22 protein-coding genes and 1 pseudogene are annotated in these 23,950 nt (G+C 70.4%); 16 read left to right on the top strand and 7 right to left on the bottom strand.

Annotated features, from left to right (window positions below; all coding sequences use genetic code 11):
• Positions 1–71 precede the first annotated feature (71 nt).
• The 4 genes and pseudogenes from BMY74_RS24985 (at position 72) to BMY74_RS24975 (ending at position 1,768) form a co-directional block, all read left to right on the top strand.
• A complete protein-coding gene (locus BMY74_RS24985) occupies positions 72–497 on the top strand; it encodes a nitroreductase family deazaflavin-dependent oxidoreductase (RefSeq protein WP_089920113.1) in 426 nt (141 codons plus the stop codon).
• Between the two features lie 88 nt (positions 498–585).
• Positions 586–712, top strand: a pseudogene (locus tag BMY74_RS46280) (proline dehydrogenase family protein); the annotation flags it as partial.
• A 202-nt stretch (positions 713–914) separates the two neighbouring features.
• On the top strand, positions 915–1,286 hold the full coding sequence (locus tag BMY74_RS24980) for a hypothetical protein (RefSeq protein WP_089920111.1): 372 nt from the start codon (positions 915–917) through the stop codon (positions 1,284–1,286).
• Positions 1,287–1,291: 5 nt separating this feature from the next.
• Positions 1,292–1,768: a roadblock/LC7 domain-containing protein gene (locus BMY74_RS24975; protein ID WP_089920109.1), complete on the top strand. Its 477-nt coding sequence runs from the start codon at positions 1,292–1,294 to the stop codon at positions 1,766–1,768.
• On the opposite strand, the gene BMY74_RS24970 is transcribed toward BMY74_RS24975, so the two are convergent.
• From BMY74_RS24970 to BMY74_RS24950, 5 genes are all read right to left on the bottom strand, one after another.
• On the bottom strand, positions 1,734–3,308 hold the full coding sequence (locus BMY74_RS24970; protein WP_089920108.1) for a glycoside hydrolase family 43 protein: 1,575 nt from the start codon (positions 3,306–3,308) through the stop codon (positions 1,734–1,736). The genes BMY74_RS24975 and BMY74_RS24970 overlap by 35 nt on opposite strands.
• Positions 3,309–3,417: 109 nt before the next feature.
• Positions 3,418–4,431, bottom strand: a complete 1,014-nt coding sequence (locus BMY74_RS24965) for an endo-1,4-beta-xylanase (protein WP_245786339.1) — start codon at positions 4,429–4,431, stop codon at positions 3,418–3,420.
• A gap of 2 nt (positions 4,432–4,433) precedes the next feature.
• On the bottom strand, positions 4,434–5,252 hold the full coding sequence (locus tag BMY74_RS24960; protein WP_089920104.1) for a carbohydrate ABC transporter permease: 819 nt from the start codon (positions 5,250–5,252) through the stop codon (positions 4,434–4,436).
• A 1-nt stretch (position 5,253) separates the two neighbouring features.
• Positions 5,254–6,228, bottom strand: a complete 975-nt coding sequence (locus BMY74_RS24955; protein WP_089920102.1) for a carbohydrate ABC transporter permease — start codon at positions 6,226–6,228, stop codon at positions 5,254–5,256.
• Entirely contained in the window at positions 6,228–7,505 is a 1,278-nt protein-coding gene (locus BMY74_RS24950) for an extracellular solute-binding protein (protein WP_089920101.1), read from the bottom strand. The genes BMY74_RS24955 and BMY74_RS24950 overlap by 1 nt, the downstream gene beginning before the upstream one ends.
• 122 nt (positions 7,506–7,627) lie before the next feature.
• Between BMY74_RS24950 and BMY74_RS24945 the strand changes: the two genes are divergently transcribed.
• The 3 genes from BMY74_RS24945 to BMY74_RS24935 all read left to right on the top strand — a co-directional run bounded on the left by BMY74_RS24945 (position 7,628) and on the right by BMY74_RS24935 (position 12,016).
• Positions 7,628–8,641, top strand: coding sequence for a LacI family DNA-binding transcriptional regulator (locus BMY74_RS24945; protein ID WP_089920099.1), 1,014 nt, complete (start codon positions 7,628–7,630; stop codon positions 8,639–8,641).
• Positions 8,642–8,651: 10 nt separating this feature from the next.
• Positions 8,652–10,952 carry a beta-xylosidase/alpha-l-arabinosidase gene (locus BMY74_RS24940; RefSeq protein WP_089920096.1) on the top strand — a complete coding sequence of 767 codons (2,301 nt, stop codon included), beginning with the start codon at positions 8,652–8,654 and terminating at the stop codon, positions 10,950–10,952.
• A gap of 65 nt (positions 10,953–11,017) precedes the next feature.
• On the top strand, positions 11,018–12,016 hold the full coding sequence (locus BMY74_RS24935; protein ID WP_089920094.1) for a TerC/Alx family metal homeostasis membrane protein: 999 nt from the start codon (positions 11,018–11,020) through the stop codon (positions 12,014–12,016).
• Here the strand turns inward: BMY74_RS24935 and BMY74_RS24930 are convergent, their stop codons facing one another.
• Positions 12,017–13,165, bottom strand: coding sequence for a serine/threonine-protein kinase (locus BMY74_RS24930; RefSeq protein ID WP_143091698.1), 1,149 nt, complete (start codon positions 13,163–13,165; stop codon positions 12,017–12,019).
• A 97-nt stretch (positions 13,166–13,262) separates the two neighbouring features.
• Positions 13,263–14,273, bottom strand: a complete 1,011-nt coding sequence (locus BMY74_RS24925; protein WP_245786338.1) for a LacI family DNA-binding transcriptional regulator — start codon at positions 14,271–14,273, stop codon at positions 13,263–13,265.
• 125 nt (positions 14,274–14,398) lie between these two features.
• Here BMY74_RS24925 and BMY74_RS24920 point away from each other — a divergent pair, with 125 nt between their 5' ends.
• Genes BMY74_RS24920 through BMY74_RS24885 form a run of 9 tightly spaced genes read left to right on the top strand, consistent with a single transcriptional unit; the run spans position 14,399 to position 23,947 of the window.
• Positions 14,399–15,901 (top strand): sugar ABC transporter ATP-binding protein, encoded by a 1,503-nt coding sequence (locus BMY74_RS24920; protein WP_089920090.1) that lies wholly within the window; start codon positions 14,399–14,401, stop codon positions 15,899–15,901.
• Entirely contained in the window at positions 15,898–16,083 is a 186-nt protein-coding gene (locus BMY74_RS44310; protein ID WP_143091697.1) for a hypothetical protein, read from the top strand. Before BMY74_RS24920 ends, BMY74_RS44310 begins: the two co-directional genes overlap by 4 nt.
• Complete coding sequence (locus BMY74_RS24915) at positions 16,080–17,123, top strand: ABC transporter permease (RefSeq protein WP_089920088.1); 1,044 nt, start codon at positions 16,080–16,082, stop codon at positions 17,121–17,123. Before BMY74_RS44310 ends, BMY74_RS24915 begins: the two co-directional genes overlap by 4 nt.
• Positions 17,116–18,075, top strand: a complete 960-nt coding sequence (locus tag BMY74_RS24910; RefSeq protein WP_089920086.1) for an ABC transporter permease — start codon at positions 17,116–17,118, stop codon at positions 18,073–18,075. The genes BMY74_RS24915 and BMY74_RS24910 overlap by 8 nt, the downstream gene beginning before the upstream one ends.
• Complete coding sequence (rhaS, locus tag BMY74_RS24905) at positions 18,072–19,136, top strand: rhamnose ABC transporter substrate-binding protein (RefSeq protein WP_089920084.1); 1,065 nt, start codon at positions 18,072–18,074, stop codon at positions 19,134–19,136. Before BMY74_RS24910 ends, rhaS begins: the two co-directional genes overlap by 4 nt.
• Before the next feature lies 1 nt (position 19,137).
• Entirely contained in the window at positions 19,138–19,449 is a 312-nt protein-coding gene (locus BMY74_RS24900) for an L-rhamnose mutarotase (protein WP_089920082.1), read from the top strand.
• Positions 19,450–19,464: 15 nt separating this feature from the next.
• Positions 19,465–20,619, top strand: a complete 1,155-nt coding sequence (rhaI, locus tag BMY74_RS24895; RefSeq protein WP_089920080.1) for an L-rhamnose isomerase — start codon at positions 19,465–19,467, stop codon at positions 20,617–20,619.
• Entirely contained in the window at positions 20,619–22,643 is a 2,025-nt protein-coding gene (locus tag BMY74_RS24890; RefSeq protein ID WP_245786337.1) for a bifunctional aldolase/short-chain dehydrogenase, read from the top strand. The genes rhaI and BMY74_RS24890 overlap by 1 nt, the downstream gene beginning before the upstream one ends.
• Entirely contained in the window at positions 22,640–23,947 is a 1,308-nt protein-coding gene (locus BMY74_RS24885) for a rhamnulokinase (protein WP_089920076.1), read from the top strand. Before BMY74_RS24890 ends, BMY74_RS24885 begins: the two co-directional genes overlap by 4 nt.
• Positions 23,948–23,950 lie beyond the last annotated feature (3 nt).

The following is a 23,950-nucleotide window of genomic DNA, read 5'->3' as shown; positions in this document are numbered from 1 at the left end:
AGAACCCGCAGGTCGTGGGGCTCCGGGCCGCGCCGAGGAATGCGGCGGGGCCCGGATGCGTTGATCGTCTCATGGCAGACGTGGAACTCAGCCCGACCGAGTGGGTCCAGAACCAGACCAAGACCATCCTGGAGACCGGGACGACCGAGGGCATCAAGGTCGCGGGCAGGCCGATCGTGCTCCTGACCGTCCGGGGTGCGAAGAGCGGCAAGCTGCGCTACACCCCGGTGATGCGCGTGGAGCACGAGGGCAGCTACGCGGTCGTGGCGTCCAAGGGCGGTGCCCCCGAGCACCCCACCTGGTACCACAACATCAAGGCGTACCCGGAGATCTCGCTGCAGGACGGCACCGCGAAGGGTGAGTACACCGCGCGCGAGGTCGACGGCGAGGAGCGGGCGCGGTGGTGGGAGCGGGCCGTCGCGGCCTTCCCGAACTACGCCGAGTACCAGGAGAAGACGGACCGGCTGATCCCGCTGTTCGTGCTCGACCCGAAGTAGCCCGGACACCGCCCGGCCAGGGTGCTGCACTCCTGCTCCGCCCCCACGTCCCGTCGCACGGGACGTGAGGGCGGAGTCGTGTCCGCCGGGCACGACCGTGACACTGGACATCGAGGACCACACCACCACGGACCCCCACGCTGGGCATCCTGCGAGAGCTGAGGGCGGACTTCCCGTGGGTCGGCGCGGTGCTCCAGGCCTACCTCCACCGGTCCTATGTAGAGATTGTGAGCAGTGCGCACGTTCGGTCCTAAAGAGACACGAACGCGTGCACGTTGCTCCGAACGGGCCTGTCATTCGCCCCCGCGTCGCGACGTAGGGTGACGTGATCACGCGGTCTGCCAGCGGATTTCGGTCGAGACTCGGGGAAGTCGTCACCGCGTGTGAACAGGCGCGCACGAGGAGACGAACACCGGAATGAACATCGAAACGGCGCTCAAAGAAGCCATGAACATCACCGGCGCGCTCGGGGTGGCGCTCGTGGACTACGACAGCGGCATGTCGCTCGGGTCCATCGGTGGCGGCGACTGGCTGAACCTCGAGGTGGCCGCGGCCGGCAACACGGAGGTCGTGCGGTCCAAGCAGCGGGTGATCTCGGCTCTCGGCCTGAACGACGAGATCGAGGACATCCTGATCACCCTGCACCGCCAGTACCACCTGATCCGCCTGTTGTCGCAGGGCAAGCGGGGTGACTCGCTGTTCCTCTACCTCGTGCTGGACCGCGAACGCGCCAACCTCGCGCTCGCCAGGCACAGCCTGAAGGCCATCGAAGCCGACCTGACGGTCTGACCGCGATGTCCACCCAGGCAGCGCAGAACTCCGGCGCGCTGCCCCTGCGCAGGCGCGGATCGACGACGCCGGTGGCCGCACCGGCGATGGCGCGACAGGCAGCGGGCACCAACGCCAGGAAGATGACCGAGGCACTGCAGGAGATCCACGGCAGCATCGACACGATCTCGATCAACGGTGTGCTGATCGCGACGCGGGACGGCCTGGTGCTGTGCGGCGTCACGCGCGACGTCGAGGACGACGGCGTCGCGGCGATGGCCGCGGCCTCCGCCGGTCTCGCGAGCCAGTTCACCTCGCAGGCCCGGATCGGCCTCCCGAAGGCGGTGTTCTTCGAGGGCGACTCCGGTCAGGTGGGCGTGTTCGGCGTCGACGAGGACACGCTCATGGTGGTGCTCGGCAAGCGGGACACCACCATGGGCATGTTCAACGTCGTGGCCAAACAGGCGCTCACCCTGCTGCAGAACGTTCTCGCGAGGGACTGAGCCCGCGGTAGGTGAAGCTGCCGAAGTCGGCCCACGACCCGCTCGGCGCACCGGAACTCGTCGCCAGCAGTCCGATGTGCACGCCGGTGAACCCGCCTGCCGCCTGCGTGCTCAGCACCCGTCCGTCGAACGGCTCGCCCAGCGGCCGCCACTCGCCACCGCCCGAGGCGACCAGCGCCCGGTGGTCCTGGCCGGTCGCCTCGAAGCACAGGCGCACGGCGCCGCCGGGCACCGTGGTCCGCGCCAGCGTGGTGTCCTGCCCGCCGGCGCGGACCACGAGGGTGACCTCGCGGTGGCTGCCGAGCAGCAGCCGCACGTGGTGCTCGTCGTTCTGCAGCAACACCATTCCCGCGGTCTCCCCCGGCCGGGCCGGGTCGAACTCGAGCACGCAGGACGCGTGGAAGTCCTGGTGCTGCTGGCGCCGCACGACGAGGCTCGGCGTGGCCAGGTCCGTCACCGACTCCGGGCGCACCCGCAGCCGCAGGTGACCCGGCCGGTCCGCGAGCGACCAGAACACCTCGTCCGGTGTGCGCAGGAACATCCACGAGGGGTCGAGGACCGGCCCGTCGAAGTCGTCGGTCTCCGGCACCTCCGGCCACGGGTGCGCGGGCAGCACCGGAACGTCGTACCGCGTCTCCACCCTGCCCGTACCGGGGCTGAACACCGGACCGCCCGCCTCCCAGGACACCGGCACGAGGAACGTCTCGCGCCCGAGGTTGTAGTTGTAACCGCCGTAGGGCCGGGTCGCGAGCAACACCGCGAACCACTGGCCGTGCTGCGTGAGCACCAGGTCCGCGTGCCCGGCGGCGGCGATCGGGTGGTCACGACCGAGGTGGCGGTGGGTCAGCACGGGGTTCAGCGGCGAACCGCGGTACGGGCCGGTGACCTCGTCCGCCGTCGCCACGACCACCGAGTGCTCGAAGTCCGTGCCGCCCTCCGCGCAGAGCAGCACGTACTTCCCTCCCACCTCGTACAGGTGCGGCGCCTCCAGCCAGACGGAGTCCCGCAACGCGCCTGTCCACAGCACGTGCTCGTCCCCGATCAGCTCCCTGTGCACGGGGTCGAACTCGCGCAGCCACACCTCGGTCTGACCGGGCCCGCCACCGGGCACCTCGCGGGTGCCCGTCCACCACGCGCGGCCGTCGTCGCCGAAGAACAGCGACGGGTCGAACCCGTCCGCCTCGGGCAGCCACTGCGGCTCCGACCACTCGCCGGCCGGATCCGCGGCCGTCACGACGAAGTTGCCGCTCTTGGTGGTGCCGTCGACCAGCGTGCACACCACGTAGAACACGCCGTCGTGGTACCGGATCGTCGGCGCGTACAGGCCACCGGACGCCCGCACCCCCTGCAACGGCAGCTGGGACGGGCGGTCCAGCACGTGCCCGAGCAGCCGCCAGTGCACCAGGTCCCGGCTGTGGTAGATCGGCAGGCCGGGGAAGTACTCGAACGTCGAGGTGACGAGGTAGTAGTCCGATCCCGCCCGGCACACCGACGGATCCGGGTGCGAGCCGGGGAGGATCGGGTTCTCGAACTGTGCCAAGTGGACGCTCCCCGCTAGAGCCTGCAGCGAAGTCCTGAGGTGGTGCCCGGTGGTGCGGCCGGAACAGACCGCACCACCGGGGTGCTACGAGTGCCGCGCCGAGGCACGGCTACCGCGGCCGCGGCCCGTGGTGGTTGAGCCGGGCGTAGGCGGGTTTCGGCACCAGGTTCTCGTCGAACAGACAGGCGGCACCCTCACCGGGGAACACGTCCGGCACCCACGAGTGCCGGTCGGTGAAGCCCCACGTGGTGAACTCGACGCACCGCTTCACCGCGTGGCAGGCGTCCCAGACCTGCCCGAAGTAGTCCGCCTGCGCGGCCAGCTTCTCGGGCGTGACGGGCAACGGGATCCGCACGTCCGCCTCGGTGATCGCGACGTCCAGGCCGAGCGCGGCGAACCGCGCGATGTTCTCCTTCATGCCGGACGGGAACCCGTACATGAGCGAGAGGTGCGCCTGGATGCCGACGCCGTGGATGGGCACGCCCTGCCGCTTCAGCGAACGCACCAACTCGTACGTCGCGTCGCTTTTCGGGTTGAGGCCCTCGATGTTGTAGTCGTTGATGTAGAGCTTGGCCTTCGGGTCGGCCTGGTGCGCCCAGCGCAGCGCGTCGGCGATGTAGCCGTCGCCGAGCTTCTCCTGGAACACCGTCGGCCGGCGCGTGCCGTCCTCGTTGAACGCCTCGTTGACGACGTCCCACGCCCGGATCTTGCCGCGGTACCGGCCGGCCTCGGTCTTCACGTGGTCGCGCACGACCTCGCGCAGCTCCGCCGCTTCCAGACCGCCCACCCAGTCGGGCAACTGGCTGTGCCACACCAGGGTGTGGCCGCGCACGGACTTGCCGGTCTTCTTCGCGTAGGCCACGATCGCGTCCGCGCCGGACCAGTCGTACTGGCCGCGCACCGCCTCGACGGTGCCCCACTTCATCTCGTTCTCCGGCGTGACGCTGTCGAACTCCCGCGTCAGCACCGCCTTGTAGTCCGCCTCGGCCTCGAGGTGCTGGACGGCCACCGCACTGCCCACGTACCTCTTCGTGACGCCCTGCAACGGTCCCCCGGCCGAGGCGGGCGCGGCCTGCGCGGCCACCACCAGCACGGCGAGGCCAACTGCCAGTCGGATTCGCACGGTCATCCCTTCACAGAGCCGGTCAGGCCGCCCACCATCCGGCGTTCGGCGAGCACGAAGAACGTGAGCGCGGGGATCATGGACAACGCGGTGAAGGCGAGCACCTTCGCGGTGTCCTGGGTGTGCTCGGACTGGAACATCGCCACGCCGAGCGGGAGGGTGAAGTTGGTGGAGTCGTTGAACACCAGCAGCGGCAGCAGGAAGAAGTTCCAGCTGGTGACGAACGCGAGCACCGACACCGTGATGAGCGCCGGCCGCGACAGCGGCAGCAGGATCCGCCAGAAGAAACCGAGCTTGGCCGCGCCGTCGAGCAGTGCGGCGTCCTCGAGCTCACCGGGGATCGCGTGCATGAACGGCCGCAGGATCACGATCGTCACCGGCAGCGAGAACGCCGCCTCCGGGATCGCGACGCCGAGCGGGTTCTCCAGCATCCCGAGCTGGCGCAGCCACAGGTACAGCGGCAGCGCCGCGACGCCCAGCGGGAACAGCAGGCCGAGCGTGAACAGGGTGTAGAGCCCTTCCCTGCCCCGGAACGCGTAGCGGGACAAGGCGAACGCCGCCATCGAGCCGAGCCCGACCGCCAGCGTCGTGGCGATCACCGCGATCAGCGCGCTGTTGCCGAGCAGCCGCCAGAACTGCGGCGACGTGGCGACCTCGACGTAGTTGTCGAACACGAACGGCCCCGGTAGCCCGGCGGGCGACGCGTTGATCTGCGCCGTGGTGCGGAACCCGCCCAGCACGACGAACAGCAGCGGGACCACGGTCACACCGATGACGGCGATCGCCGCCAGGTAACCGGTGATGTTGTTGCGGCGTACCACCTCAGCGCACCCCCGACGTCACAGCGCCCTCGGTGTCCCTGCGCAGGGCGAACCGCTGGTAGAACAACGCGAACACGAAGCAGATGATGAACAGGATCACCGCGACCGCACTGCCGAAGCCGAACTCGTAGCGCTTGAAGCCGTGGTCGGTGAGGTAGACCGCCATGGTCGTCGACGCGTTGGCGGGACCGCCGAGCGTCATGATCCAGACGAGGTCGAACAGCTGCAGCGACCCGATCACCGAGAGGAAGATCCACACGCGGATCGTCGGTCCCAGCAACGGAAGAACGACGTGCCGGGTGGTCTGCCAGGGGCTCGCGCCGTCGAGCGCGGCTGCCTCTCGCAGTTCGGCCGGCACACCCTGCAACCCGGCCAGCAGCAGGATCACGCCGAACCCGATGTACTTCCACGTGATCACGAGGAACAACGTGTAGAGCACCATCGACTGGTCGGCGAGCCACAGCTGCACGAGCCCGCCGAGTCCCACCGCGCGCAGGACCTCGTCGACGAATCCACCGGGCTGCAGCATGAGCAGCCAGATCACGGCCGTCACGGCCTCGGACAGCACGTACGGCGCGAACACGACCATCCGCAGGAACGTCCGGCCGCGCAGCTTGCGGTTGAGCAGCATGGCCAGGCCGATGCTGAGCGGCAGCTGCACGACGATCGACAGCACCGCGATGATCATGTTGTGCCCGACGGCGCTCTGGAAGACGTCACCGGACAGGGCGTCGACGTAGTTGTCGAGGCCCACGAAGTCGGTCAGAGGGCCGAAGCCGCTCCACGAGTAGAGGCTGTAGTACGCGGCGACCCCGATCGGGATCATGACGAATCCGACGAACAACACCAGTGCCGGGGCCAGCAGCAACGCGAGCTCGAGGCGGGTGCGGAGTCGGGACCGCCGCCGGGTGCCCCCGGCCGCTGGCGCGTGCGGCACGGGGGCGGTCGGCGGCCGCGTGGTGATCGCGGCACTCATCATTTGTTCCCGGCAGCTGCTTCACTCACCGATTTCACGATGGTGTCGGGTCCGCCCTGACCCGCGAAGAAGTTCGCGATGGTGTCGTTGAGGGCCTGACCGACCTTGGTCGGGAACGCGGTGTCGAAGTAGAACTGCACGTGCGACGCCTTGGACATGGCCGCGGCGATCACCTTGTGCGGCTCGCTCTTCAGCGCCGCCACACCGGCGGGGGTCACCGGCAGACCGGAGTTGGTCTCGGCGAGGATCTTCTGCACGTCGTCACCGACGAGGTGCCCGAGGAACTCCGCGCACGCCTTGGCGGCACGCGTGGTGCAGGAGAACCCGTCACCGCCACCGAGCATCACGGTCGGATCGCCCTGCCCGCCCGGCACGCTCGGGAACGGGAACCAGCCGATCTTCGAGGCGAGTTCCTTGTCCTCGGTGAGCGCCTGCATCACGTCGGGCTGCCAGTCGCCCTGCAGCTCCATGGCCGCCTTGCCGTTGGCGACCAGGCCCGCCGAGCTGCCCGCCCCCTGCTGAGCGGGCGTCCCGACGAACCCGTCCTGGAACGGTTTCGTGTCCAGGAAGCTCTTGAGGTTCTCCCCGGCCTTGGTGAAGCAGGGGTCGGCCAGTTCGGTCTTCTCGACCGCCTTCTTCAGCGTGTCGACCGAGCACTGGCGCACCGCGAAGTAGGCCCAGTAGAACGCGTCGGGCCAGCGGTCCTTGCCGCCCAGCGCGATCGGCACGATCCCCGCGGTCTTCAGCTTCGCGACCGCGGCGTTCAACTCGTCCACAGTGGTCGGTGTCGAGGTGATTCCCGCGTTGGCGAAGACGTCCTTGCGGTACCAGAACCCGACCGCGTGCATCAGGTACGGCGCGCCGTACTGCTTGCCGCCGACCTTCCAGCCGTCGGCGTTCTTGGCCAGCGGCCCGATCCAACCGGACGAGGCCTCGGTGATGTCGGCGAGCTTGCCGGACTTCAGCTGGTCGGCGAGCGCTCCGCCGCCCCACTGCTGGAAGAGGTCCGGAGGGGTGTTGCCCTGCAGTGCGAGGGGCACCTTGGTCTGGAACTGCTCGTTCTGGATCGGTTCGATCGTGAACGAGGTGTTCGGATGGGTCTTGTGGAAGTCGTCGGCGATCTGCTGCCACTTCGACTTCATCGGTTCGGTGGTCCTGTTGTGCCACCACGTGAGCGTCACGGGGCCTTCAGTGGAGGCATCACCGCCACCACCACCGCACCCGGCCAGCACGAACGCCGCGGCGGCGAAGAGGGCAAGGGGCTTTCTGGAACGCATCGGGGGTCCACTCCTGACGACGTCGGCCGGTTGGACTGCGTGTGTTGGGGCCAGAGACTGCCGCGAGAACCCGTGTCGTGTCAATCGTTGTCGATAACGTTTTACACGGCTAGCCTGACCCGGTGCCCCCACGCTCCCGCGTCACGATCAAGGACGTCGCCGCTCAGGCCGGCGTCTCGGTCGCCACCGTCTCCAAGGTCCTGAACAACCGCTACGGCGTCTCCGCTGACACGTTCGCGCGGGTCACCGCCGTGATCAAGGACCTGGGGTACGAGGCGAGCCTCGTCGCGCAGAGCCTGCGCAACCACCGGACGAACGTCATCGGCATCCTCGTCGCCGACATCGAGCCGTTCAGCACCGAACTGCTCAAGGGCGCGGCGGACGCGATCCGCGGCACCGGCTTCGAACTCGTCGTCTACTCGGCGGGCGGCCGAACAGGTGACCCCCACGGCTGGGAGCAGCGGTACCTGACGCGGCTGAGCGGCACCCTCGTCGACGGAGCCGTGCTGGTCACGCCCGCCGTCGACCTCGAAGGCATCCCCGGTACGCCCGTGGTCGCCGTCGACCCGCACACCGGCCGCGCGGCGCTGCCCACGGTCGACTCCGACAACCTGCACGGCGGGCGGCTCGCGACCGAGCACCTGCTGGAACTCGGTCATCGCAGGATCGCGATGCTGACCGGCCGCGCGGACCTGAAGTCCGCGCAGCAGCGCGAGACCGGCTACCGCGGAGCGCTCGCCAGCGCGGGGGTGCCGGTCGACGAGTCGCTGGTCCGCAGGGGCGACTACGACGCCGAGGTGGCCGCCGCGTCCGCTCGTGAGCTGCTGAGCGGGCCCGACCGGCCAACCGCGATCTTCGCCGCCAACGACACCACCGCGATCGCCGCGATCGAGGCGGCGCTCGAACTCGGCCTGCGCGTGCCGGAGGACGTCTCGGTGGTCGGCTTCGACAACATCCCCGAGTCCGCGCTGTGCACACCGCCGCTCACGACGGTGGAGCAGCCGATCCGCGAGATGGGCCACCGCGCCCTCGAACTGCTGGTGCGGCTCATCAACGGCGACGAGCCCGCCGACACCCACATCACCCTGGGCACCGATCTGGTCGTCCGGCGGTCGACACGTCCCCTGACACCCTGAGGTTGTTCCTGTGACGACAGAAGCCACCACGCCGGACGAGGTCTGGCGCAATCCGCACGCCCCCGTGGCCGACCGAGTGCGCGACCTGGTCGCGCGCATGACGCCGCAGGAGAAGGTCGCGCAGCTGCAGGGCGTCTGGGTCGGCATCGACGCCGTCGGCGAGATGGCCCCGCACCAGCACGAGTTCGCCGTGGCACCGCGGGACTTCGACGAGCTGACCCGGTACGGCATCGGCCAGCTCACCCGCGTGTTCGGCACCCGGCCGATCGCGCCGGAGGTCGGCGCGCGCACGCTCGCCCGCACCCAGCGGCAGATCATCGAGGCGAGCCGCTTCGGGATCCCCGCGGTGGCGCACGAGGAGTGCCTGACCGGGCTGGCCGCCTGGCAGGCGACCGTGTACCCGTCACCGCTGTGCTGGGGCGCCACGTTCGAGCCGGACCTGGTGCGGCGCATGGCGGCGCGGATCGGCGACTCCATGCGCCGCCTCGGGATCCACCAGGGCCTCGCCCCCGTCCTCGACGTCACGCGCGACCTGCGGTGGGGCCGGGTCGAGGAGACCATCGGCGAGGACCCGCACCTGGTCGGCCTCATCGGGTCCGCCTACGTCGAAGGCCTCGAACTGGCCGGGATCGTGGCCACGCTCAAGCACTTCGCGGGCTACTCGGCCTCGCGCGCCGGGCGCAACCACGCCCCCGTCTCGATCGGCCCGCGCGAGTTCGCCGACGTCGTCCTGCCGCCGTTCGAGATGGCGCTGAAGGCGGGCGCCAGGTCGGTCATGAACTCCTACGCCGACAACGACGGTGTGCCCGCCGCCGCGGACGCGACGCTCCTCACCGACCGGTTGCGCGACGAGTACGGTTTCACCGGGACGTTGGTGTCCGACTACTTCTCCGTGGCGTTCCTGCACAAGCTGCACGGGGTCGCCGCCGGGCGCGAGGACGCGGCCGCGCTGGCGTTGGCGGCCGGCATCGACGTCGAACTGCCCACTGTGGACTGCTTCGGCGAGCCGCTGCTCGAAGGCCTTTGTTCCCACCGCGTGGACGTCGAGCTCGTCGACAGGGCGTTGACGCGCGTGCTGACGCAGAAGGTCGAGCTGGGCCTGCTGGACCCGGACTACTCCCCCGCGCCCGCCGCGGACCTCGACCTGGACGACGAGGAGTCGCGTGCGCTCGCCCGCGAGGTGGCCGAGCGTTCGATCGTGTTGCTGCAGAACGACGGTGTGCTCCCGTTGACGGGCAAGCGACTGGCCGTCGTGGGCCCGCGCGCCGACGAGCCGGGCGCGATGATGGGCTGCTACTCGTTCCCGCTGCACGTCGGCGTGCACCACCCGGACGTGGAGATCGGCGTCGAGGTCACCACCGTGGTGGAGGCGTTGCGCCAGGACCACGACGTGGTGTTCGCGCGCGGCTGTCCCGTGCTCGGCGGGACGGACGACGAGATCGCCGAGGCCGTCGAGGCGGCCCGGCAGGCGGACGTCTGCGTCGTCGTGCTCGGCGACCAGGCGGGACTTTTCGGCAACGGCACGTCCGGCGAGGGATGTGACGCCGCGGACCTGAAGCTGCCCGGCCGCCAGGAGGAACTGCTGGAGGCGGTGCTCGGCACCGGCATGCCGGTCGTGCTCGTGCTGCTCTCGGGCCGGCCCTACGACCTGTCCCGGCAGGTCGACCGGCTGGCCGCCGTCGTGTGCGGGTTCTACCCGGGCCAGGAGGGCGGACCGGCACTCGCGGGTGTCCTCGGCGGACGCGTCAACCCGTCCGGCAGGCTCCCGGTGAGCTTCCCGGGCGCCGGTTCCAGCCAGCCCTCGACCTACCTGAGCGCGCAGCTCGGCAGGCGCACCGAGGTCAGCAACGTGGACCCGACGCCGCTGTTCCCGTTCGGGCACGGGCTTTCCTACGCACCGGCCTCGTGGGTCACGGCGGGCTGCGAGGAACGCGAGTGGCCGACCGACGGCTTCTGCACGGTGCACGTGGTCGTGCGCAACGACACGGACGTCCCGACCAGCGAGGTCGTGCAGATCTACCTGCACGACCCGGTCGCCGAGGTCGCGCGGCCCGTGCGGCAGCTGGTCGGCGCGGCGAAGGTGGACCTCGAGCCCGGCGAGACCCGCACCGTCACCGCCCGGCTGCACGCCGACCTGACCTCCTACACCGGCCGCGCGGGCCACCGCCAGGTCGATCCCGGGGACGTCGAGCTGCACGTCGGCACGTCCAGCGCGAACATCCACTCCGCGGTGAAGCTGACGATGACCGGACCGACCCGGCGCGTCGGGTTCGACCGGGTGACGACACCGGAGTTCACGACGAGTCCCTGACGGCGCTCCGGCCGTCCGCCCGGTAACGTCCCCTGCGGACGGACCGGGCGGCCGGAGGGGTTGCGGTGCTGGAGATCAGCGGACTGACGTGGGCGACGACGATCGGTGTGATCGTCCTGCTGCTGGCGGTCGACCTGGTTCTGGCGGCGTGGAGACCACACCGGATCGGCTTCCGCGAGGCCACTCTGTGGTCGGTGTTCTACATCCTCGTCGCGGTCGCCTTCGGCGTGTGGTTCGCCAGCGCGCACGGCGGCGGGTTCGGCGCGGAGTACTTCGCCGGCTACATCGTCGAGAAGAGCCTCTCGGTCGACAACCTGTTCGTCTTCGTGATCATCATGACGACGTTCCTGGTGCCCGAGGAGCACCAGCACAAGGTGCTGACGTTCGGCATCGTGCTGGCCCTGATCATGCGCGGCATCTTCATCGCCGTGGGCGCGACGCTGCTGTCGTTGTTCTCGTTCATGTTCCTGCTGTTCGGCCTTCTCCTGATCTTCACCGCCGTGCAGCTCTTCCGGCACCGCGACGAGGACCCCGACGTCGAGAACAACGTCGTGGTGAAGACCGCGCGCAAGCTCATCCCCGTCACGGACGACTACGTCGGCGGCAAGATCTTCACCCGCGTCGACGGCAAGCGGCTCGCCACGCCACTGTTCATCGTGCTGGTCGCGATCGGCGGCGTCGACCTGCTGTTCGCGCTCGACTCGATCCCCGCGGTGTTCGGCGTGACCGAGGAGCCCTACATCGTCTTCACCGCCAACGCGTTCGCGCTGCTCGGCCTGCGGGCGTTGTTCTTCCTCGTCAAGGGCCTGCTCGACCGACTGGTCTACCTCTCGGCCGGTCTCGCGATCATCCTCGCGTTCATCGGTGTGAAGCTGATCCTGCACTGGGCGCACGTGGACATCTCGGAGAGCGTGCCCGAGGTGCCGACCCCGCTCAGCCTGGGCGTGATCATCGCAATCCTGGTGGTCGTCACGGTCGCGAGTCTCATCAAGACGCGCAACGACCCGTCGGCCAAGGCGCACCCCGGTTCCCTGCGCGGCAGCCACCGCGACAGGGACGAGTGATCAGCCCTTGCCCTTGTTCTCGCCCTTGCCGGGCTTTCCCTTGCCGGAGGCGGCCTTGCCCTTGTCCGCCGGTGCGGGAGGAGGGGCGGCCTTGCGGTTGTCCACGGCCTGCACGGCGGGCGGCGCGTCGGCCGGCGGCAACGGCTGCACCGCGACGGGCGCCGGGGTGACCACCGCGGTGCTCACCGGGGTCCCGGTCGAGGCGGGAGCGGTCGTCTCCGGCTGGTCGGCACCGGTCGCGGTGACGCTGTTCCACGCGCTGATCCCCGTGCCGATGGCCGAGATCAGCACCACGGCCGACGCGGCCGCGAGCAGTCCGCGGGAGCGCGGCTTCGGCACGACGACGGTGGGCGTGTCCGCGGAGGGGGTGCGCAGGGCTTCGGCGCACTCGTGGGCGGACGGGCGGCGGGCCACGCTCAGGGAGGTCATCCTCGACAGCAGTCGCACGAGGTCGAACGGCAGGTCGTCCGGGATCGCCGGGGGCCGGTGCAGGCGGGCGACCGCGGACTCGACCTCGGCGCCCTGGTACTCGCGCTGCCCGGTGAGGCATTCCAGCAGGACGAGCCCGAGCGCGTAGACGTCGACCGCCGACGTGAGGTCCTCGCCCCGCACCTGCTCCGGCGCGAGGTAGGCGGCCGTGCCGACCACCTGGCCGGTCCTGGTCAGACCCGCCTCGTCGGCCGAGCGCACCAGCCCGAAGTCGGCGAGACGCGGCAGGCCGTCGTCGTCGAAGAGGATGTTGGACGGCTTGACGTCGCGGTGGATGAAACCGCGGGAGTGGACGTGGGCCAGCGCGTCCGCGAGGGCCGCCCCCACCCGTCGCACCTCCTCGACGGACATCGGCCCCTTCGCGATGCGATCGCGCAGGGTCTTGCCCTCGATGAGCTCCAGGACCAGGTACGGAGTCTCGCCGGAGGGATCGGCGTCGTAGACCTTGACCAGGCCCGGATGCGACAGCCCGGCCAGTGCGCAGATCTCCTTGTCGATGCGGCGCGCGTCCGAGAGGTCGTCACCCGGCTGGAACAGCTTGACCGCGACGTCCCGTGCCAGCAGGACGTCCCTGGCCCGGCGCACCTCCGCGACGCCACCGGTGCCGAGCACCTCACCCAACCTGTACCGGTCGGCGAGGAGAACTGTGTCCGACGGCATGAGCAAGGCCTTTCCGTTCGGGCTCGGGACCACCTCTGGGTGCCCACCCGACGGGTGATCCAACCGTGCGGCTTCCTCCGCTTCGAACGGCCGCCGATCAGCGTCGCCTGATCGCGGTGGAGGCCCGGACCACCAGCTCCGGCTGGAACTTCACGTGCCGGTGCTCGTGGTCCGGCTCGTTCTCCGCGAGCAGCAGCTGGGCGGCGGTGCGGCCGAGCTGTTCGCGCGGCTGGCGCACCGACGTCAGCGGCACGGCGGCGGCCGCGGCGAAGTCGATGTCGTCGTAGCCCACGACGGCGAGGTCGTCCGGCACGCGCAGGCCCTGCTGCGTCATCGACTGGAGCAGACCGAGTGCGACCAGGTCGTTGCCGCAGAACGCCGCGGTGGGCCGGCGGGACGCGGGCAGGCCGACGAGCCTCTCCCCCGCACCCCGGCCCTCCGACACCTGCAGGCTCTTCGTCTCGAGGAACGTCAGGGCGTCGTCCGGCAGACCGGCGTTGCGCAGGGCCCGCAGCGCGCCCTCGCGGCGGTCGCGCACCTGCTGGATGGACAGCGGGCCGCCGACCATCGCGATGCGGGTGTGGCCGTTCTCGATCAGGTGCGTGACCGCGAGCTCGCCGCCGAGCACGTCGTCCACGGCGACCGAGCACCGCGTGCCGTCCGTCGCCTCGCGGTCGACCAGCACGATCGGCGTGCCGCGTTCGGCGAGCTGTGCGCTCTCCGTGTCGACCGGGGTGATCAGGATGCCCTCGACGCGTTGCTCGTGCAGCAGCTCCAGGTACTCGCGTTCGCGGCCGCCGTCGGAGGCGCTGTTGCAGAGGAAGAGGGCGAGGCCCGCCTCCCGTGCCGCGTCCTCGACACCACGTGCCACGTCGGTGAAGAACGGGTTCGCCGCGTCGAGCACGACGTAGGCGAGCACCCTGCTGCGGCCCGCGCGCAGCTGACGCGCGGACTCGTTGCGCACGAAGCCCAGTTGCTCGATCGCGGCCAGCACCCGTTGCCTGGTCGCCGGGGCGACGACGTCCGGCCGGTTCAGCACGTTCGAGACGGTCGCGTTGGACACGCCGGCGTGTTGCGCGACGTCGCGGATGCCCACTGACGGCTTCACCGGCGGCTCCTTTGTTGAAACGTGACAACGAATCGTACCCCGCAACCCTTGACATGGTGACGTAGCGCACTCAGAGTGCTCGTAACTCAGGTGTTAAAACGTTTCAACATCGAGGAGACACGGACGTGGACCGACCTCCCGTGGTGGCACTGGAGCAGGTGAGCAAGTCCTTCGGCGCCGTCCGCGCGTTGTCCGGGGTGTCGCTGGAACTGCTGCCCGGCGAGGCCCACGCGCTGCTCGGGGAGAACGGCGCCGGCAAGTCGACGCTGATCAAGACCCTCGCGGGCGTCCACCGCCCCGACGCGGGCGCGGTGCTGGTCGACGGCGAGCAGCGCCGGTTCTCCGGTCCGGCCGACGCCCTGGCCGCGGGCATCGCGATCATCTACCAGGAACCGACGCTGTTCGGCGACCTGTCGGTGGCCGAGAACGTGTTCATGGGCCGCCAGCCGCTCGGGTTCGGCCGCCGCATCGACGTGGCCGCCCTGCACGCGCGGACCTCGGAGCTGTTCTCCCGCCTCGGGGTCCGCCTCGACCCGGCCCGCCCGGCGCGTGGACTGTCCATTGCGGACCAGCAGCTCGTGGAGATCGCCAAGGCGCTGTCGTTCGACGCCCGCGTGATCGTCATGGACGAGCCGACCGCCGCCCTGTCCGCCCACGAGGTGCAGCGACTTTTCGGTGTGGTGCGGGCGTTGCGGGCGCAGGACGCGGCCGTGCTGTTCGTCTCGCACCGGTTGAACGAGGTCTTCGAGCTGTGCCAACGCGCCACGGTGCTGCGCGACGGCGAGTTCGTGTGGTCCGGCGGGCTGGAGCCGGAGACGCCGGACTCGTTGGTGCGCAGGATGGTCGGACGCGAGCTCTCGCAGCTCTTCCCCAAGGAGGACGTCAAGGCGGGCGAGGTGAAACTGGCGGTGCGGCGACTCACCCGCGAGGGCGTCTTCACCGACGTGTCGTTCGACGTCCGCGCGGGCGAGATCGTCGCCCTGTCAGGACTTGTCGGAGCCGGACGCAGCGAGGTCGCGCGCGCGGTGTTCGGCATCGACCGCCCGGACGGCGGTTCCGTGCACGTGGGTGGCCGCAAGCTCAAGTACGGCTCCCCCACCGCCGCGATGGCCGCCGGCATCGGGTTCGTGCCGGAAGACCGCCGCCAGCAGGGACTCGTGATGGACGCGTCCATCGAACGCAACACCGCTTTGGCCTCACTGGGCCGGCTGTCGACTTTCGGGTTGCTGCGGCGACGTTCCGAGCGCGCCCTGGCGCAGGACTGGGCCGTGAAGCTGCGGCTGAAGTTCTCCCGGCTGGGCGACCCCGTCGGCGTGTTGTCCGGCGGCAACCAGCAGAAGGTCGTGCTGGCGAAGTGGCTGGCGCGCGGGCCGTCCGTGCTGATCGTCGACGAGCCGACCCGCGGCATCGACGTCGGGACGAAGGCCGAGGTGCACCGGCTGCTGTCGGAACTGGCCGGGCAGGGCGTGGCGGTGTTGATGATCTCGTCGGAGCTGCCGGAGGTGCTGGGCATGGCCGACCGGGTGCTGGTGATGCACGAAGGGCGGCTGGTGGAGGAGTTCTCGCGGGCCGAGGCGACGGAGGAACGCGTGGCGCTGGCGGCCGCGGGTCAGGTGGGGGCGAAGTGACGGCGCAGGAAGGCGTGGCAGGGCGTGTGGTCGCCGCCCGGACGGTGGCGGGTCGGGCGGCCGTCGTGAGCCCGGCCCTGGCGGTGGGCCGGACGGCCCGCGCGAGCCGAACCCCGGCGGTGGGCCGGAAGGCCGTGGGCCGCAAGGCCGTCGCGAACCGAGCCCTGGCGGTGGGCCCGTGACCGCTCAACTCACCCCCGCCGTCGCACCCTCCCGCCGCACCGCGGCCCGGCGCCTCTCCACCCGGGTCGGCCGCGTCCGCGAACTCGGCATCGTCGTGGCCCTCGCGCTCGTCGTCATCCCCACGGCGATCGTCAACCCGCGCTTCATCCAGCCGCAGAGCCTGCGCGACCTCCTCCTCAACGCCTCGATCGTCGCCCTGCTCGCGGTGGGTCAGACCCTCGTCGTCATCACCCGCAACGTCGACCTGTCCGTGGGCTCGGTGCTCGGCCTGTCCGCGTTCCTCACCGCCCAGCACTTCGCCGACAACCCCGGCACCCCGCTGCTGCTGGGCATCGGGTTCGGCATCGCGGTCGGGCTGGCGTGCGGACTGCTCAACGGCCTTCTGGTGGCACTGGGCAACGTCCCCAGCCTCGTGGTCACGCTCGGCACGCTGTACGTGTTCCGCGGCGTCGACTTCGCACTGGCCCAGGGCAAGCAGGTCAACGCGGCGAACCTCCCGGACGCGCTGCTGAACCTCGGCAGCGCCCGAGTCATGGGCATCCCGGTGCTCGTGCTCATCACGCTCGTCGTCATCGTGGTGGCGGCCGTGTACCTGCGCTCCTACCGGTCCGGCCGCGAGCTGTACGCGATCGGCTCGAACCCCGAGGCCGCGACACTGGCGGGCATCCCGGTCGCGAAGCGGATGCTCACCACGTTCGTCCTCTCCGGACTCGTCGCGGGGCTGGCCGGGGCGCTGTGGGTGGCCCGGTACGGCACGGTCGACGCGGCGGCGGGCACGGGGCTCGAACTCCAGGTCGTCGCGGCGGTCGTGGTCGGCGGTGTCGCGATCTTCGGCGGGTCGGGCACGGTGACCGGGGCCGCGCTCGGCGCACTCCTGCTCGGCACGATCACGAGTTGCCTGGTGGTGCTGCAGATCCCCGCGTTCTGGCAGCAGGCGATCTCGGGCGCGTTGCTGCTCAGCGCGATCACCGTCGACCGGCTCCTCGCACTGCGGCTGGCGAAGGCCCTGCGCACCTCGGAAGGGACCAGCCATGCGTAACTTCCTGCGGTGGGAGACCGCGCTGGTGTTCCTGCTGATCGTCGTCGCGCTGACCGGTCAGGCCGGCACGGACGGCTCGTTCCTGTCCGGCGGCAACCTCTTCTACCTCGGCCTCGACATCGGCGAGATCGCGTTGATCGCGCTGCCGCTGACGCTGGTGGTCGTGGCGGGCGAGATCGACCTGTCCGTCGCGTCGGTGCTCGGCCTGTCGAGCGCGATGATCGGCTGGCTGTGGAACGCGGGCTGGTCGCTCGAGACGATCCTGCCGACCGTGATCGTGGTCGGGGCGGTGTGCGGTGCGGTCAACGGACTGCTGGTCACCCGGCTCGGACTGCCGTCGCTGGCCGTCACGATCGGCACGCTCGCCCTGTACCGCGGCCTCGCGCTGGTCGTCCTGGGCGACACCGCGGTCGCCGACTTCCCGGCGAGCTACACGTCGTTCGGCACGACCCCGGTGCCCGGCACGGACATCCCGTACCCGATCGTGCTGGCCGCCGTGCTCGCCGTCCTGTTCGGAGTCGCGCTGCACGCCAGCTCGTTCGGCCGGTCCGTCTACGCGATCGGCGCCAACGAGGAGGGTGCCCGGTTCTCCGGCATCCGGGTCAAGCGGATCAAGCTGTCCCTGTTCGTGCTCGCCGGGGCCGTGGCCGCGATCGCCGGCATCGTCTACACGTTCCGGTTCTCCAGCGCCCGCGCCGACAACGGGCTCGGGCTCGAACTGGCCGTCGTCGCCGCCGTGCTGCTCGGGGGCGTGTCCATCTTCGGCGGCAAAGGCACGCTGTTCGGCGTGCTCGCGGGCGTGCTGCTGCTCGGCGGCCTGCGCAACCTCCTGATCCTGCAGGACACCTCCACGGAGGTCCTCACCATCGTCACCGGCCTCCTGCTGCTGGTGAGCGTTCTCGCCCCGTCCGTCACCCGTCGCGTCGCAAGTCTGAGGAAGGCCGCGCCATGAACACACGTTTAGTGCTTGCCCTGGTGGTGTCCGGGGCCGTCGCGCTCACCGCCTGCGGTGGTGGCACCACGAAGGACAGCGCCGGTGACCAGACCGGTGGCGCCACGAACGCCGCGAAGGGTGATCCGAACGCGGCCCTCAAGGAGGGTCTGAAGATCACGTTCCTGCCCAAGCAGGTCAACAACCCGTACTTCACCGTGGCGCAGAAGGGCGCCGAGCAGGCGGGCACCGCGATCAAGGCCGAGGTGAAGCCGACCGGACCGTCCGACGCGGCCGCGTCCTCACAGGTCACCTACATCAACACCGCGGCGCAGCAGAAGCAGGACGCGCTGGTGATCTCGGCGAACGACGCCAACGCCGTCGCGCCCGCGCTGAAGAGCGCGCGCCAGCAGGGCCTGAAGGTCGTCACGTTCGACTCCGACGCCGCGCCGGACGCGCGGGACGTGTTCATCAACCAGGCCACGTCGAACGAGATCGCCGCCGGTCAGGTCAAGCTGATCAGCGAGGCGGTCGGCGGGTCCGGCGAGATCGCGATCCTGTCCGCGACCCCCAACGCCACCAACCAGAACGCGTGGATCGAGGTCATGAAGACCGAGCTCGCGAAGCCCGAGTACTCGGGTCTCGAGCTCGTCGAGACCGCGTACGGCAACGACGACGACCAGACGTCGTTCCAGAAGACCCAGGGCCTGCTGCAGGCGCACCCGAACCTCAAGGGCATCATCTCGCCGACCACCGTCGGTGTCGCGGCGGCCGCCCGGTACCTCAGCTCGTCCGAGTACAAGGGCAAGGTCCAGCTGACCGGTCTCGGCACGCCGAACCAGATGCGCAAGTTCGTGCAGGACGGCACGGTCAAGTCGTTCGCGCTGTGGGACCCGAGCAAGCTCGGCTACCTCGCGACCTACACCGCCGCCGCGCTCGCGTCCGGGCAGATCACCGGCGCGGAGGGCGAGAAGTACAAGGCCGGCGACCTGGGTGACTACACGATCGGCGCCAAGGGCGAGGTCGTGCTCGGCCCGCCGACGGTGTTCACCAAGGACAACATCGACCAGTTCGACTTCTGACATGCGCGTCTGCTTCACCTTGCGGGTCCGCGCCGACCGGCTCGAGGAGTACCGGGCGCGGCACCGCGAGGTGTGGCCGGAGATGCGGGCCGCCCTCAGCGACGCGGGATGGCGCAACTACAGCCTCTTCCTCGCCGGGGACGGCCTGCTCGTCGGTTACCTGGAGTGCGACGACTTCGACGCGGCTCTCGCGGAGATGGCGCGCACCGAGGTGAACGCGCGCTGGCAGACCGAGATGGCGGAGTTCTTCGTCGGTGACGGCAACGCCGACGAACGGATGACGCCGCTCGACGAGGTCTTCCACCTCGACTGAGTTTTGGGGAGAACGATGAGTGTGAAAGACGCGTTGCGCGACCAGCGGATCGAGACCCCCTCGTGGGCGTACGGGAACTCCGGCACGCGATTCAAGGTCTTTGCGCAGCAGGGAGTTCCGCGCACGCCGTACGAGAAGATCGACGACGCCGCGGTCGTGCACCGGCTGACCGGGGTCGCGCCGACCGTCGCGTTGCACATCCCGTGGGACAGGGTCGACGACTACGGCAAGCTCGCCTCCTACGCCCGTGAGCGCGGCGTAGCGTTGGGGGCCATCAACTCGAACGTGTTCCAGGACGACGACTACAAGCTCGGCAGCGTCTGCCACCCGGACGCCTCGGTGCGGCGCAAGGCTCTCGGGCACCTCCTCGAGTGCGTCGACATCATGGACGCCACGGGATCGCGTGATCTCAAGCTGTGGTTCGCGGACGGGCTGAACTACCCCGGCCAGGACAACATCCGCGCCCGCCAGGACCGGCTCGCCGAGGCGTTGCGGGAGACGTACGCGCGGCTCGGCCCGGATCAGCGGATGCTGGTGGAGTACAAGCTCTTCGAGCCCGCCTTCTACGTGACGGACGTGCCCGACTGGGGCACGGCGTTCGCGCACTGCCAGCAGTTGGGCGACCAGGCGCAGGTCGTGATCGACACCGGCCACCACGCGCCGGGCACGAACATCGAGTTCATCGTGTCGTTCCTGCTGCGGGCCGGGAAGCTCGGCGCGTTCGACTTCAACTCGCGCTTCTACGCCGACGACGACCTGATGGTCGGGGCGGCCGACCCGTTCCAACTGTTCCGGATCATGCACGAGATCGTGCTGGCGGACGCGCTGAAGCCTGCGGCCGGCATCGCGTTCATGCTCGACCAGTGCCACAACCTGGAGCCGAAGATCCCGGCGATCATCCGGTCGGTGCTGAACGTCCAGGAGGCCACGGCGAAGGCGCTCCTGGTCGACCACGCCGAACTGGCCGCGGCACAGCAGGCCGGGGACGTGCTCGGCGCGAACGCCGCGTTGATGGACGCCTACAACACCGACGTGCGGCCACTTCTGCGCGAGTTGCGCGAAGAGATGAGCTTGGACCCGGATCCGATGGCCGCGTACCGGCGGTCCGGGTACGCGGAGCGGATCGTCGCGGAACGAGTCGGTGGCGAGGCCGCCGGGTGGGGTGCGTGATGGAGCAGGTGCGAGCACTGCTGGGCAGGAGCAACCGGCTCGGCGCCGATCCGCGCAACACCAACTACGCGGGCGGCAACACCTCGGCCAAGGGGTCGCAGGTCGACCCGGTGACCGGACAGCCGGTGGACCTCATGTGGGTCAAGGGATCTGGTGGTGACCTGGGCACGCTGGAGGAGTCCGGGCTCGCGGTGCTGCGGCTCGACCGGCTGCGCGCGCTGACCGAGGTCTACCCCGGTGTGGAGCGCGAGGACGAGATGGTCGCCGCGTTCGACTTCTGCCTGCACGGCAAGGGAGGCGCGGCGCCGTCGATAGACACGGCCATGCACGGGCTGGTGGACGCGGCGCACGTCGACCACCTGCACCCGGACGCCGGCATCGCGTTCGCGACGGCCGCGGACGGTGAGGCGCTGGTCAAGGCGTGCTTCGGCGACCGCGTGGCGTGGGTGCCGTGGCGACGACCGGGTTTCCAGCTGGGGTTGGACATCGCGGCGATCAGGCGCGACCACCCGCAGGCGATCGGGGTCGTCCTGGGCGGGCACGGCATCACGGCGTGGGGTGCGACGAGCGAGGAGTGCGAGGCGCACTCGCTGGAGATCATCGCCGGTGCGCAGCGCTACCTCGACGAGCACGGCCGCGCGGAGCCGTTCGGCCCGGTGGTGCACGAACCTCTTGCTTCGGAGGAACGGCATCTCCGTGCCGCTGAACTGGCGCCCGTGATCCGCGGCCTGGCCTCCACCGACAGCCCGCAGGTCGGCCACTTCACCGACTCCGAGGTGGTGCTGGACTTCCTGTCGCGGCAACGGCATCCCGAACTCGCCGCGCTCGGCACGTCGTGCCCGGACCACTTCCTGCGCACCAAGGTCCGGCCGCTCGTGGTCGACCTGCCGCCGACCGCGCCGCTCGCGGACGTCGTGGAACGCCTGGGGCAGCTGCACTCCGCTTACCGCGACGACTACCGGTCCTACTACGAGCGGCACGCCGAGCCGGACAGCCCGCCGATGCGCGGTGCCGACCCGGCCGTCGTGCTCGTGCCGGGCGTCGGCATGTTCAGCTTCGGCCGCGACAAGCAGACCGCGCGCGTGGCGGGCGAGTTCTACGTGAACGCCATCAACGTGATGCGCGGCGCCGAGTCGGTCTCGCGGTACGCGCCGATCGAGGAGCGCGAGAAGTTCCGCATCGAGTACTGGGCGCTCGAAGAGGCGAAGCTCCAGCGGATGCCGAAGCCCAAGCCGCTGGCCACCCGTGTCGCGCTCGTCACCGGTGGCGGTTCGGGCATCGGCAGGGCGGTCGCCGTGCGGCTGGCGGCCGAGGGCGCGTGCGTCGTGGTCGCCGACCGGGACGGTGACGCGGCACGTGAGGTCGCTGCCGGGATCGGTTCCCCGGACGTGGCCGTGCCGGTGACGGTCGACGTCACCGACGCCTCCGGCATCGCCGAGGCGTTCCGCGCGGCGTCGCTGGCGTTCGGCGGCGTGGACCTGGTGGTCAACAACGCGGGCCTGTCGATCTCCAAACCCCTCGCCGAGACCACCGAGGCCGACTGGGACCTCCAGCACGACGTGATGGCCAAGGGCTCGTTCCTGGTGTCGCAGCAGGCGGCCGGGGTCATGCGCGCACAGGGCATGGGCGGCGACATCGTCTACATCTCCAGCAAGAACGCGGTGTTCGCCGGCCCGAACAACGTCGCCTACGGCGCGGCCAAGGCGAACCAGGCCCACCAGGTGCGCCTCCTGGCGGCCGAACTGGGCGCCGACGGCATCCGCGTCAACGGCATCAACCCGGACGGCGTGGTCCGCGGCTCCGGCATCTTCGCCGGCGGCTGGGGCGCCCAGCGAGCCGCGGTCTACGGTGTGCCGGAGGAGGAGCTCGGCGAGTTCTACGCCCAGCGCACCCTGCTCAAGCGCGAGGTGCTGCCCGAGCACGTGGCGGCGGCGGTGTTCGCGCTGACAGCGGGCGACCTGTCCCTCACGACCGGCCTGCACGTGCCGGTCGACGCCGGCGTGGCAGCGGCGTTCCTGCGATGACGGCCAGACCGACTGCGGTCGCGGCGGTCGACCTCGGTGCGTCCAGCGGCCGGGTGGTCCGCGGGGTCGTCACCGACGACGCCGTGCACGTCGAGGAGGTGCACCGGTTCGCGAACGGGCCGGTGCACCAGGGCGGTTCCCTGCGCTGGGACGTCCGCGGCCTGCACCGCGAGGTCCTCGAAGGGTTGCGGCTCGCCGGTGAGGTCGACAGCATCGGCATCGACAGCTGGGCCGTCGACTACGGCCTGCTCGACGCGTCCGGCGAGCTGCTGGCCGACCCGTTCTGCTACCGCGACTCCCGCACCGAGGGTGTGACACCGGCCGAGGGCCTGTACGAGGTCAACGGCCTGCAGTTCCAGCCGTTCAACACGATGTTCCAGCTCAGGGCCGAATCCCTGCTCCCCCAGGCCTCGCAGCTCCTGCTGATCCCGGACCTGATCTCGTACTGGCTCACCGGCGAGCGCGGCGCCGAGTACACCAACGCCACCACGACGGGCCTGATCGACGTCCGAACAGGACAGTGGTCACCCGAGCTGACCCGTGACCTGCCCGGCCTCCTGCCGCCGCTGCGCCACCCGGGAGACCCGGCGGGCGCTTTCGAGGGTGTGCCGGTCACCGCGGTCGGCTCGCACGACACCGCCTCCGCCGTCGTCGCCGTGCCCGCGACGAATGATCGATTCGCCTACATCTCCTGCGGCACCTGGTCGCTGGTCGGCGTCGAGCTGCCCGAGCCGGTGCTCACCGAGGAGAGCAGGGCGGCGAACTTCACCAACGAGGGCGGCGTCGACGGCACGATCCGCTACCTCCGCAACGTGATGGGCCTGTGGCTGCTCCAGGAGTGCCTGCGGACGTGGAACGCCCGGCTGGAGCCCCTGCTGCGGGAGGCCGCGACGGCGTCCGGGGCGGTGTTCGACCCCAACGACCCGGTGTTCCTGCCGCCCGGTGACATGCCGGCGCGCATCGAGCGGTGGTGCGGGAAGAGCCTGTCCCCGCCCGAGGTCGTGCGGTCCGTCCTGGACAGTCTGGCGCTGGCCCACCGTGACGCCGTAGAGGACGCACAGCGGCTGTCCGGCAAGGAAGTCGAGGTCGTGCACGTCGTCGGTGGTGGCTCGCAGAACGAGCTGCTGTGCCAGCTCACCGCCGACGCGTGCGGCCTGCCCGTGGTCGCGGGGCCCGCCGAGGCGACGGCGCTGGGCAACGTGCTGGTGCAGGCGCGTGCCGTGGGCGCGGCCCACGGCACCCTCACCGACCTGCGCGAGCTGGTGCGGCGGTCGCAGCCGTTGCGGCGCTACGAACCCCGCTGACCC

Source organism: Lentzea albida (assembly GCF_900111005.1).
GTDB classification, from domain to species: domain Bacteria; phylum Actinomycetota; class Actinomycetes; order Mycobacteriales; family Pseudonocardiaceae; genus Lentzea; species Lentzea albida.
The sequence above is the reverse complement of the archived record's forward strand: the minus strand, read 5'-3'. Positions and strand labels throughout refer to the sequence as shown.